This window comes from Microbispora sp. NPDC049633, from assembly GCF_040675265.1.
Classification (GTDB): domain Bacteria; phylum Actinomycetota; class Actinomycetes; order Streptosporangiales; family Streptosporangiaceae; genus Microbispora; species Microbispora maris.
Map to the genome: position 1 here is coordinate 1 of NZ_JBFAOO010000221.1, position 11,533 is coordinate 11,533.

The 11,533-nt window shown below is 70.1% G+C and carries 9 protein-coding genes and 1 pseudogene; 7 read left to right on the plus strand and 3 right to left on the minus strand.

What is annotated here, in order from left to right; all coding sequences use genetic code 11:
* Positions 1–269 (plus strand): selenium-binding protein SBP56-related protein (locus AB0J39_RS34010; protein WP_363472302.1); only part of this gene is annotated, 269 nt, incomplete at its 5' end.
* Positions 257–865: a hypothetical protein gene (locus AB0J39_RS34015; RefSeq protein ID WP_363472315.1), complete on the plus strand. Its 609-nt coding sequence runs from the start codon at positions 257–259 to the stop codon at positions 863–865. The genes AB0J39_RS34010 and AB0J39_RS34015, both read left to right, overlap by 13 nt.
* Positions 866–888: 23 nt before the next feature.
* Here the strand turns inward: AB0J39_RS34015 and AB0J39_RS34020 are convergent.
* A pseudogene (locus AB0J39_RS34020) lies at positions 889–999 on the minus strand (ATP-binding cassette domain-containing protein); the annotation flags it as partial.
* A 369-nt stretch (positions 1,000–1,368) separates the two neighbouring features.
* On the opposite strand from AB0J39_RS34020, the gene AB0J39_RS34025 reads away from it, so the two are divergent.
* From AB0J39_RS34025 to AB0J39_RS34045, 5 genes are all read left to right on the plus strand, one after another.
* The gene (locus AB0J39_RS34025) at positions 1,369–2,538 is read left to right on the plus strand and encodes a glycosyl hydrolase family 18 protein (RefSeq protein ID WP_363472304.1); all 1,170 of its coding nucleotides are present in this window, start codon (positions 1,369–1,371) and stop codon (positions 2,536–2,538) included.
* 718 nt (positions 2,539–3,256) lie between these two features.
* Positions 3,257–4,597, plus strand: a complete 1,341-nt coding sequence (locus AB0J39_RS34030; protein ID WP_363472306.1) for a cellulose binding domain-containing protein — start codon at positions 3,257–3,259, stop codon at positions 4,595–4,597.
* Positions 4,598–4,602: 5 nt separating this feature from the next.
* On the plus strand, positions 4,603–6,210 hold the full coding sequence (locus AB0J39_RS34035; RefSeq protein WP_363472307.1) for a glycosyl hydrolase family 18 protein: 1,608 nt from the start codon (positions 4,603–4,605) through the stop codon (positions 6,208–6,210).
* A 38-nt stretch (positions 6,211–6,248) separates the two neighbouring features.
* A complete protein-coding gene (locus AB0J39_RS34040) occupies positions 6,249–7,724 on the plus strand; it encodes a carbohydrate-binding protein (RefSeq protein WP_363472309.1) in 1,476 nt (491 codons plus the stop codon).
* 387 nt (positions 7,725–8,111) lie between these two features.
* Entirely contained in the window at positions 8,112–9,485 is a 1,374-nt protein-coding gene (locus AB0J39_RS34045; RefSeq protein WP_363472311.1) for a hypothetical protein, read from the plus strand.
* A gap of 34 nt (positions 9,486–9,519) precedes the next feature.
* Here the strand turns inward: AB0J39_RS34045 and AB0J39_RS34050 are convergent, their stop codons facing one another.
* Together AB0J39_RS34050 and AB0J39_RS34055 are read right to left on the minus strand one after the other, a co-directional pair.
* Positions 9,520–9,930 carry a hypothetical protein gene (locus AB0J39_RS34050; RefSeq protein WP_346229829.1) on the minus strand — a complete coding sequence of 137 codons (411 nt, stop codon included), beginning with the start codon at positions 9,928–9,930 and terminating at the stop codon, positions 9,520–9,522.
* A gap of 108 nt (positions 9,931–10,038) precedes the next feature.
* Positions 10,039–11,127 carry an AI-2E family transporter gene (locus AB0J39_RS34055; RefSeq protein ID WP_363472313.1) on the minus strand — a complete coding sequence of 363 codons (1,089 nt, stop codon included), beginning with the start codon at positions 11,125–11,127 and terminating at the stop codon, positions 10,039–10,041.
* Positions 11,128–11,533: the final 406 nt, after the last annotated feature.

Consider the following 11,533-nt stretch of genomic DNA (forward strand, 5'->3'; position numbering starts at 1 on the left):
CGCCGGACGAGCGGCTCGCCGGCGGCCCGCAGATGGTCGAGGTGAGCCGCGACGGCCGCCGGGTCTACGTCACCAACTCGCTGTACGGGGCCTGGGACGACCAGTTCTATCCCGACGGCGTGGGCGCCTGGATGGCGAAGATCGACACCGAGTCGTTCACACTGGACGAGCGCTTCTTCCCGCACGGCGACGACTTCCGCGGCCTGCGCCCGCACCAGACCCGGCTCCAGGGCGGCGACGCGTCCTCCGACTCCTACTGCTACCCGTGACCCTGACCGCCGTCATCCTGCTCGGCGCCTTCCACGGGATCAATCCCGCGATGGGCTGGCTGTTCGCCGTCGCGCGGGGGTTGCAGGAGCGCAGCCGCGACCTGCTGCTGCAGTCCCTGCCGGTCATCGCGCTGGGCCACCTCGTGTCGGTGGCCCTCGTGGTGGCCGTGGTGTCGGCGACCGGGTCGCTGGTGACGGCCACGGCCTTCGCGATCGGAGCGGGCGTCGTGCTCGTCGGGTTCGGCCTGTGGCACCTGCTCTCCCGGCGGCACTTCCGCTGGGTGGGCATGCGGCTGTCGCTGCCGCAACTGGCCGCGTGGTCGTTCCTGATGTCGTCGGTTCACGGCGCGGGCCTGATGCTGCTGCCCGTGCTGACCCGCATGCCGGCGAGCCATCACGGGCACGCCCTGTCGGGCGGCATGCTCGTCGCCGGCGTGCACACGCTCGCGATGTTCCTCACGGCGACCGTCCTCGCCGTCGTGGTGTACGAGTTCCTCGGTGTCGCCGTCCTGCGGCGGGCCTGGTTCAACCTCGACAGGATGTGGGCGTTCGCCCTGGTGGGGGCGGGTGTCTTCACCCTGGTCGGCGCCGTCTGAGGCGGCCGTCCCGGCCCCCGTCGGGGGGAGACGAGCGTGGCGAGGATCCGGACCGCGGTGGTCTTGCCCGCGCCGTTCGGGCCGAGCACGCCGAACACCGTGCCCGGCGGCGCGGCGAGGTCGACCCCCGCCAGCGCGGCCTTGTCGCCGTATCTCTCACGAGAACGTGGGCCTCAATCGCGTACGTCATGCTCCGACGTTCGCCGCCCGCGCTGGCACGGGACTGGCACAGGACCGGCATCAGGACTGGCACGACGCCGGCACGGGGCCAGGGGTCTCGCCACCGGGGGGGGCGGGGGTGAAACTTGCAGAAAAGGGCGGCACCATGGGTAACCGCAGGTGGTGCAGCTGGAACGCGCCCACCTGCGAAATGAGCCAGGCATAATCCGGCCTTAAGACTCCGCTGCTTGTCGGCCCGACGGCGACATCACTACGCTCCCGCGGCATTCCTCTTCTCGTCTCCGTGCCTCGTCGCGGAGGCTCGTCACTGTTCGGAGCCCACCATGGGAGCGATCACGCGTGGCGCCTTCACCGTCGTGGTCCTGAGCGCCCTGCTGTCCTCGTTGTTCGTCGCCTGGTACGGCCCGGCCCGCGCCACCGAGACCGGCACGACGGCCGTCAGCCAGGCCAGGTCACGGGTCGTGCCACCGCGGGCCGCCCCCGCGCCGGTGCGGGCAGCGGTCGCCCCCGCGCAAGCGGGCACCGCGCAAGCAGGCACCGCACAAGCCGCAACCGCACAAGCAGGCACGGCGCAAGCAGGCAACGCGCACGCCGCGACCGCGCACGCCGTGACGGTGCAGAACGCCGTTCCCGTGCCGCAGGTGACGGTCACGGTGACCGTCACGCCGTCGCCGTCCCCTTCGCCGGGCCGCATCAGGGTCGGATACGTCGCACAGCGCGGCGCGTACGGCGCCACGTCCACCGTGCGCGACCTCGAGACCGGCGGGCTGGCGGGCAGGCTGACCCACGTCCTCTACGCGTTCGCGAACATCGACCCCGCATCGATGACCTGTCTCACCGGGGTAACCCGGCCGCTCGCGCCCGACCCGAACGACCCCGACCAGGGCGACGGCGCGGGGGACGCCTGGGCCGACTACCAGCGTGGCTTCACGGCCGCCGAGTCGCTGGACGGCGTGGCCGATCCTCCCGACGCCCCGCTCGCCGGGAACTTCAACCAGCTGAAGAAGCTGAAGGCCCGCCACCGCGGTCTGAAGACGCTGATCTCGATCGGCGGCTGGACGTATTCCAAGTACTTCTCCGACGTCGCGCGGACCGCCGCCAGCCGGCAGAAGTTCGTCAAGTCGTGTCTCGACGCGTACATCAGGGGCGACCTGCCGGGAGCCGGTGGCAGGGGCGGACCGGGCAGCGCGGCCGGCGTCTTCGACGGCATCGACATCGACTGGGAGTGGCCCGGCGGCAAGGGGCACCTGGGCAACCACACCGGCGTCGACGACAGGCGCAACCTGACGGCCCTGCTGGCCGAGTTCCGCGCGCAACTCGACGCGCTCGGCGCGGCCACGGGCCGCCACTATCTGCTCACGGTCTACCTCCCCGCCGACCCGGACCGCATCGATGCCGGGTTCGAGCTGGAGAGGCTGGTCGGCCTCGTCGACTTCGTCAACGTGCAGCGGGACGGACGGCACGCCGTCCGCGAGGGCGCCGTCCTGCGCTGATCCGGCTTCACCCCGCGCTGCCGCAGCCATCCACTTCGTCGCGCGCTGCTTCGGTCGCGATGCTTCGTCTCGCGTTGCTTTCGTCTCGCGTTGCTTTCGGCCCGTGCTGCTTTCGGCCCGTGCTGCTTTCGTCTCGCGTTGCTTTCGGCCCGGGCTGCTTCGACCCGCGCGGCCCCGGCTCCGGCTCGGGCCCGCGCTGCCTCGGCCCGCGCTGCCGGGTATGGCCCGCGCTGCTCCGGCTCTACTCGCGCGCTGACCTCGCTTCGCCACCGGGCACCCGTCCGCCGGGCGCACATCCCCGGGCGTTCGCGCACCGCCGGGCGGCGGCTGCGCCGAGCCCGGTGAAACCCGCTGGTGAGCGTCCTGGGGGACATAACCGTCTTAACGGACAGCCAGTCGGCCCTTAACGCGCGCATAACACGTCATCGCGTGCCGACCAGCGATGACAGCCTTCGTAAGGAACGCTGTCGAATTGGGTCTTGTGGACCGGCGACCGCGAAGCTACGATCCGTACAACTCTTAGGAAACTTTCCTAAAAGAACAACCTGGGAGCTGACGATGGCCCTTCCTCACCTCTAGCCTCTTCACCTCCGCGTCCCGTCACCAGACGCCCTTGAGTGCCGTACGGCCGGTGCCGTTCTGATCGGCCGCCTCCGTCAGGCGCCGGCCGTACGGATTCCATGACCTCCCCGTTCACCCCCCGACAGAGGTTGTGTCCATGCAGATCAAGCACGTCTGGCGTGCGCTCGCCGCGATGGCCGCACTCGCGCTCGCTCTCGTCGCGTTGCCCGCCGAGGCCGCGACGGTCAAGGCCGTCTTCTCCACCGACTCCGACTGGGGATCCGGCTACCAGGGCCGCTACACCGTCACCAACACGGGGACCTCCGCGCTCTCCGGCTGGACGGTCGAGTTCGACCTCCCCGCCGGCTCGACGGCCGGGGCCTACTGGGACGCGTTGATGACGCGTTCCGGTGACCATTACACCTTCAGGAACCGCGAGTACAACGGCACCCTGGCCCCCGGCGCCTCCGCGACGTTCGGGTGGGTGAACAGCGGGCCCGGCAAACCGGTGAACTGCCGCCTGAACGGCGGCCCGTGCGACGGAATCACGACCTCGCCGTCCCCGTCCCCGAGCACGTCCCCGTCTCCGAGCGCGTCCCCCAGCCCGCCGCCGCCCGCGCCCGGCGCCCTGCGCACCGCGCCGTACGTGGACATGGGCGCGTGGCCGACCCCGAGCCTGCCCGCGATGGCCACGGCGTCCGGCCTGAAGAGCTTCACTCTCGCGTTCGTCACCGCGTCGGGCTGCAAGGCGATGTGGTTCAACGCGTACGACCCGCGGCAGAAGTGGGCGAAGGACCAGATCGACGCGATCAGGGCCGGCGGCGGGGACGTCAAGGTGTCCTTCGGCGGCGCGACCGGCATCGAACTCGCCCAGGCGTGCACGGACGTGAACGCGCTGGTCACCGAGTACGACGCCGTCGTCACCGCCTACGGCCTGAAATACATCGACCTCGACATCGAGGGATCGGCGGCGGCCGAGCCCGCGTCCATCGCCCGCCGCTCCCAGGCGCTCGCCCGGCTGCAGCAGGCCCACCCCGACCTGAAGATCTCCCTGACCCTGCCCGTCCTGCCGAACGGCCTGACCGCCGACGGCCTCAACGTGGTGCGGTCCGCCCGCGACGCCGGGGTCAGGCTCGACGCCGTCAACGTCATGGCCATGGACTACTACCAGTCCGTCGACTACGGCGACGCGGCGGTCCAGGCGGCGAACAGCACCTTCGGCCAGCTGAAGAGCCTGTATCCCAGCCTGTCCGACGACCGGGTGTGGCGGATGGTCGGGGTCACGCCGATGCTCGGCCAGAACGACGACGGCCGGATCTACAACCAGGACGACGCCCGTCAGCTCGTCGCCTTCGCCAAGGACAGGCACCTCGGCCTGCTGGCCTTCTGGGAGACGACCCGCGACCGCAACGCCTGCACCGGCGCGCTCTACTCCTGCACCAACGTCCCCCAGTCGCCCTACGAGTTCTCCAAGATCTTCGCTTCGTACACGGGATGACGCACATGAAGAAGCTCATCGGCTTCGGCGCGGCGGCGTCCGTCGCCTTCGCCGGCCTGCTCACGGCGACGTTCACCGGACCGGCCCGTGCCGCGAACATCGCCGCCAATCCTGGGTTCGAGTCGGGCCTGTCGGGCTGGACGTGCGCGTCCACCGCGCAGGTGGTGTCGAGTCCGGTTCACGGCGGGTCGAGGGCCCTGTCCGCCACCCCGGCCGGCAGTGACTACGCCCGATGCGAGCAGACGATCACCGTCAAGCCGTCCACGGCGTACGCGCTGTCGGCGTGGGTGCGGGGAAACTACGTGTTCCTGGGCGCGGCCGGCGCCGGCGTGAACGCCCAGACGTGGGCCTCGCCGGGAGCGTCCTGGTCGCAGTTGTCCACGTCGTTCACGACGGGGTCGTCCACCACGAGCGTGACGATCTACGTCAACGGCTGGTACGGCCAGGGCGCCTACTACGCCGACGACGTCGTCCTCGACGGCCCCGGCGCCACGGCCTCGCCCTCTCCGTCCCCCTCGCCCTCCATCAGCCCATCCCCATCCCCATCCCCGTCTCCCTCTCCGTCGCCGTCCGTCTCGCCCACGCCCCCGCCGCCGGGTGGGAAGCGGCTCTTGGCGGGCTACCTGCACGCGTCGTTCGCCAACGGCTCCGGCTACGTCCGGATGGCCGACGTGCCCGCGGCATGGGACATCATCGACCTGGCCTTCGGCGAGCCGACCTCGCCCACCTCCGGCGACATCCGGTTCACCCGATGCCCGGTCACCGAGTGCCCGAACGTCGAGAGCGACGCCGAGTTCGCCGCGGCCATCCGCGCGAAGCAGGCGGCCGGCAAGAAGGTGCTGATCTCGATCGGCGGCCAGAACGGGATCGTGCAGCTCACCACCACCGCCGCCCGGGACAAGTTCGTCCAGTCGGTAGCCGCGATCATCGACAGGTACGGCTTGGACGGCCTCGACATCGACTTCGAGGGCCACTCGCTGTCGCTGAACCCCGGCGACACCGACTTCCGCAACCCGACGACCCCGGTGGTCGTGAACCTCATCTCCGCGATCCGGTCGCTCAAGGCCAGGTACGGCGCGAAGTTCACGCTCACCATGGCCCCCGAGACGTTCTTCGTCCAGCTCGGCTACCAGTTCTACGGTCCGGGCCGGAACGGCACGGCCGACGCCCGCTCCGGGGCGTACCTGCCCGTGATCCACGCACTGCGTGACGACCTCACGCTGCTGCACGTCCAGGGCTACAACTCCGGGCCGATCATGGGCCTCGACAACCAGTACCACACGATGGGCGTGGCCGACTTCCACGTCGCCATGACCGACATGCTGCTCACCGGCTTCCCCGTGGCCGGGGGCGCGACCTTCCCGCCGCTGCGTCCCGACCAGGTCGCGATCGGCCTGCCCGCCGCGCCGTACGCCGGCAACGGCTACACCACGACGCCCGAGGTGCAGAGCGCCTTCGGCTGCCTGGCGAAGGGGACGGGCTGCGGCTCCTACCGGCCGCACGGCGTCTTTCCCGGCCTGCGCGGCCTCATGGCCTGGTCCGTCAACTGGGACAAGTACACGGGCTCCGAATTCTCCCGCTCCCACAGGGCGTATCTCGACGCCCTGAAGTGAACCCCCCACCCACCCCCCAACCACCATTGCGAGGAAGAATGCAGCTTCGCTTCGGTACGGGCCGGCACACCAGGGCGCTGGTCGCCCTGCTGGCCTCCCTCCTCCTGGCCGTCGCCGGACTGGTCGCGGGAACGGCCGCCTCCGCCTCGGCCGCCCCGAACAGCGTGGTCATGCTGGCCTACCCGGCCTGGGCCCCGAACACCTGGTACGCCGTCGGCGCCCGGGTGACCTACAACGGCGCCGACTACGAGTGCATCCAGGCGCACACCTCCCTGACCGGCTGGGAGCCGCCGATCGTCCCGGCGCTGTGGAAGAAGGTCAGCGGCGGCACCCCGTCGCAGAGCCCGTCGCCGACGCCGCCCGCGGGTGCGCCCGGCAAGCCGGGCAACCCCAACGTCACCGGCACCACGAACGCGTCGATCTCGTTGTCCTGGTCCGCGTCGAGCGGCACGGTGACCGGCTACCGCGTCTACGAGGGCACCTCGGTCAAGGCGACGGTCGGCGGCACCAGCGCCACGATCTCCGGCCTCGGCACCTGCACCACCCACACGTACACGGTCAAGGCGTACAACTCGAACGGCGAGTCCGCGGCGAGCGGAGCGGTGACCGGCACGACCACGGGCTGCCCCCAGAGCGGTGGCAAGCTCCCCGGCGCGCCGTACCTGTACGAGGGCTGGGGCAACCCGCCGAACCCGGCCACGGTCATGAACGCCACGGGAGTCAAGCAGTTCACGATGGCCTTCATGCTCTCCGGCGGCGGCTGCACCCCGGCGTGGGACGGCTCCCGCCCGCTGTCCGGTAGCCCCGACGCAACTGCGATCTCGCAGATCAAGGCCGCGGGCGGCAACGTCCAGATCTCCTTCGGCGGCTGGTCGGGCAACAAGCTCGGCCCCAACTGCTCCAGCTCGTCCGCCTTCGCCTCGGCCGTCCAGCAGGTCATCAACGCCTACAACCCGGCCGCGGTCGACTTCGACATCGAGAACAGCGACGAGTTCGAGAACGAGGCCGTTCAGGACCGCATCCTCGGCGGACTGAAGATCGTCAAGCAGAACAACCCGAACGTCAAGGTCGTCGTCACCTTCGGCACCAGCACGACCGGCCCGAGCTGGTGGGGCACGCGGCTGATCAACCAGTCGAAGGCGCTCGGCGTCAACATCGACAACTACACGATCATGCCGTTCGACTTCGGCGGCGGCGCGAACATGTACCAGAACACGGTCAACGCGTCCGAGGGCCTGAAGAACGCGCTCAAGGCGGCCTGGGGCTGGAGCGACGCCCAGGCGTACGCGCACATGGGCATCTCGGGCATGAACGGCCTGTCCGACCAGCAGGAGTTGACCTCACTGTCCACCTGGACGCAGATCCGCGACTGGGCCAAGTCGAAGGGCCTGGGCCGGCTCGCCTTCTGGTCGGTCAACCGTGACCGCGGCTGCCCGGGCGGCGGCGTGGTGTCGAACTGCAGCGGCATCGCGCAGAACGACTGGGACTTCACCCGGGTCACCGCGGGCTTCTGACCCGCGTCGTACCGACGGTCAGAGGGATCCGGGCTCGGCCCGCCGGACCGGATCCCTCGCCGTCGCCGCGCGGCGCCCGGGGCGCGGCGTCCGGGGCGCGTGTCGCTTCGAGCCGGGCGCCCATGAGCAGGCGGCCGGTCCGGCGGGGACGACCCCCCTATCCGCCGGACCGGTCGCCACCATGCGTCGGGGCGAGCAGGCCGATCAGCATTCCGACGATCACGGCCACGGCAAGGGTGACCCAAAGGCGAATTTTCATCGAAGTCTCCTGGATGTAACGCTCCGTGGTCACAATACCTCGAATCGTGACGGATCGCGATGGCGTGCTCACCGAATCCGGGATCGAGTCGCCTGTTGTGCCCTTCGTCAGGCAGTCTTGGCACCGTCATGGAATACGCGATCCCCACCAGCATCGTCCTCGTCGCCGGCGTCGCGCTCGCGCTCGTCGCCCAATGGAAGGGCTGGCGGCCCTCCCTGGCCGTCACGCTCACGCTCGGCATCGCCGTACGCGTGCTGATCATGGTCCTGTCGGCCAGGGACACCCAGTGGCAGCCGGTCGACTACGTCAACAGCTTCCAGCCCGCCGGCGTGGCGATCCTGGACCACCGCGATCCGGTGCTGGAGAGCAACGGCGGATGGCACTTCCTCCCGACGATCCCGTACATGTACGGGCTGCTGCTGTGGCTCGGCATCCCCTGGGAGTACGCCGGCCGTATCGTCACCGTCGTCGCCGACATCGTGCTGATCCCGCTGGTCGGCAAGCTGGCCGGGGGACGGACCGAGAAGCTGCGCGCCTTCCAGTACGCCTGCAACCCCCTCGCGATCCTCGTCGCCTCCGTGCACGGCCAGGTCGAGCCGGTCTCCCTGGTCTTCGGCGTCGCGGCGTACGTCGTGGCGCGCGGCCCGGGCGACTGGCGGCGGCCGGCGCCGCTGCCGTGGGCCAGTGTCCGGCTCGCGAACCGTGACCTGCCGCTGCCCTGGATCCCGCCGGGTGAGATCGTGCGGCGCATCGTGCGCCCGTCGGAGGAGGACCGCGCGGCGACGGGCCGCGCCGTGTGGGCGGGCCTGCTCATGGGGCTCGCGCTCTGCGCGAAGAGCTGGCCGGTGATCCTCGTGCCGGCCCTGCTCATGTTCCTGCCGGGGCTGCGCAGCCGCCTGGTCACGCTGGTCGCCACCGGCGTCTCGCCGGTGTTCTTCCTGCTGACGCTGCCCATCGGCGGCTGGACCGAATGGCGGCAACTGCCCGAGGTGCTCAACACCATCGGCTTGCGGCCCAGCGACGTCCGCCCGATCACGGGCGACTGGGGCTGGACCGCCCTGGTCAGCGGCGGCAACTGGAACCTCGACCCGACCCCGGCGAGGATCGGCCAGTACATGATCTACGCCGCGATCGTCGGCTGTCTCATCTGGTGGCGCAAAGCCGATCCGGTCGACGTCACGATCGCCATCCTGCTGTCCTTCATGATCTTCACGCCGCGTCTCGGCGCGCAGTACCTGCTGTGGTTCATGCCGTTCCTGGTCGCCCGGCCCACCCGCTGGGCCTGGCCCGCGATCCTCGGCAGCTCGCTGTGGGCGGCGATCGGATACATCGTGCTCACGCAGTTCCACGGACCCAAGTGGGGTGAGCTGCACGCGCCCTGGGCGATCAGCTCGCTGGTGCTGTTCCCGCTGCTGATCGCGGCCATCCCGTGGCGGCGCAGGCACATGGAGACCGCAGCGGAGCCCCGCCCGGAGGAGATGGAGACCGTTCCCGCCACCTGAGCCCGTGCCCCTTCCATCCCGTGGGAGGGGTCGCTCAGGTCACGATGAGCCGGACCATGTGACCGTGGCTCGCGAACCCGGGCGGGTCCCCGTCGAGCACTCCGGTCACGCACTCGAACACGCCCGGCGCGGCCTGCCGTACGAAGAAGACGCTCTCGGCGATCGCCGACAGCAGCCGTATCACGTCACGATGCACGTGGACGCCCTCCCTGTCGCCGGCCAGCGACACCGTCACCTCGTACACACCGTCGTCGAGCAGGCGTTCGCCGGTCAGCAGCCACTCCGGCCCGCATGCCCGGCGCAGGTGGGGGAGCAGGTGCGCCTCGGGCTGCTCCGTCACCCATCCGTCCCGTGCCATCGCATCCAGCAGGGCGGAGACCTGCGGCTCCATCGCCGAGGCGTCCGCGATCCCGGTGAACCGCTCGTCGTTGTCCCATCGCCGCATGCTCAGACCCTAAGCCGGAGCGCCGCGCGGCACCCCGCGAACCGTCCCGTGTCGCCCTGGACCAGGCCGGCGTCCGCTGCGCAGCCGATCACGCGCGGCCGGACTGTCTCACCGGGGTTCGGACTGCTCCGGTTGTGGGTCGGCGCCGGACGCCGGGGCGTGTTCCGGCAACCGTCCGGAGATGAGCGCGGCGGCCCAGGTGCTGTCCGGATCGCTGTCGACGAGCAGGGCACGCACGAGCAGGCTCAGCGGAATCGCCAGCAGCGCGCCGAGCGGCCCGAGCACCCACGCCCAGACGATCAGCGAGAGGAACGTGGCCGTGGTCGACAACCCCACGGCGTCACCCAGGAACTTCGGCTGGATGAACGACTGGATCACCACGTTGATCGCCATGTAGGCCACGATCACCAGCAGCATGGTCTTGGGCCCGCCCTCCAGCAGCCCGAGCAGCGCGGGCGGGATGAGGCCGAGGATGAAGCCGATGTTGGGAATGTAGTTCGTGATGAGGGCGAGCACTCCCCACAGCAACGGGAGCGGCACGCCCAGCACGTACAGCGCGGTGATGTCCAGGACCGAGCAGACGAGGCCGAAGACGGTCGAGACGATCAGGTAGCGGCGGGTCTTGTACGTGAAGGTCTTGAGCGCGCGGGCGAGCGCGGGCCGTTCGGTCGAGGCGGCGTCCACGATCCGGGCGAACACGGGGGCGTCGAGGCTCATGGCCAGCAGCAGCACGACGATCAGGAACAGGCTGGACAGCACTCCCAGCAGGCTGCTCAGCACGCTCTGGGCGACGCCGATGAACTTGCCGGGATCGAGCGAAGACAGCGCCTTGTTGAGCTGTTCGCTGCCGTAGCCGAGGCCCGCCGCCCACTGCTGGAGGTCGGCCACCATCGCGTTGAACTGGTCTGCGTACGTGGGGGCCAGGATGGCGAGCTGCGCGGCGGCCAGACTGAGGATCGCGACCATGCCGAGCAGGACCAGGAGCACCACGGCGAGGGGGACGGCGACCTGCAGCCACACCGGGGCCTTGCGCCGGGCCAACCAGCCGCGCACCGGGGAGACGGCGATGACGAGGGTCAGAGCCAGGACGACCGGGCCGACGATGGAGCCCACCGCCTGGACACCGGCGAGAGTGATCACCGCGGCGGCGGTGCCGGCCAGCACGATCAGGGCGCGAGGGAACCCCTGTCGAATCACGTCCCGTTCCTACCCCTTCTTCTTGGCAAGGCTGCGCAAGGTGGATCAAGTCCTAGCACGTCCGGCCCTCTACCCCAGTGCGCGTGCGCGACTCGTGACGGGAATGAAGCCCGGGGTCGATGCCGTTGGAGCGTACGCACTCGCATGGAACTTCTCTCCGGTTGATGACCTGCGGGAATAGGTCTCCGGGCCGATGCGTTGGAGCTTGGCCGGGCCAAGCTGTCGGCAGGCCCTGGTAATCTTGTGGTGTCGGCGCGGTTCGGCGCACTCCTCTTCGATCACTTCGGTGGTTGTGTTGGCTGTGCGCGGGCTGGTCGCCGGCGTCTCTCTTGTTTTCTTGGGTGTCTGGGTCGGTGGTTTTGCGCCGGGCTGGGGGTTCGGGTAAGTTAGAGGGGTTGCCCCGGAA

Excerpts from the sequence above, each read along its gene's own strand:
- AB0J39_RS34025 (WP_363472304.1), top strand. The coding sequence starts at position 1,369 with ATGGGAGCGATCACGCGTGGCGCCTTCACCGTCGTGGTCCTGAGCGCC.
- AB0J39_RS34030 (WP_363472306.1), top strand. The coding sequence starts at position 3,257 with ATGCAGATCAAGCACGTCTGGCGTGCGCTCGCCGCGATGGCCGCACTC.
- AB0J39_RS34035 (WP_363472307.1), top strand. The coding sequence starts at position 4,603 with ATGAAGAAGCTCATCGGCTTCGGCGCGGCGGCGTCCGTCGCCTTCGCC.
- AB0J39_RS34040 (WP_363472309.1), top strand. The coding sequence starts at position 6,249 with ATGCAGCTTCGCTTCGGTACGGGCCGGCACACCAGGGCGCTGGTCGCC.
- AB0J39_RS34045 (WP_363472311.1), top strand. The coding sequence starts at position 8,112 with ATGGAATACGCGATCCCCACCAGCATCGTCCTCGTCGCCGGCGTCGCG.
- AB0J39_RS34050 (WP_346229829.1), bottom strand. The coding sequence starts at position 9,930 with ATGCGGCGATGGGACAACGACGAGCGGTTCACCGGGATCGCGGACGCC.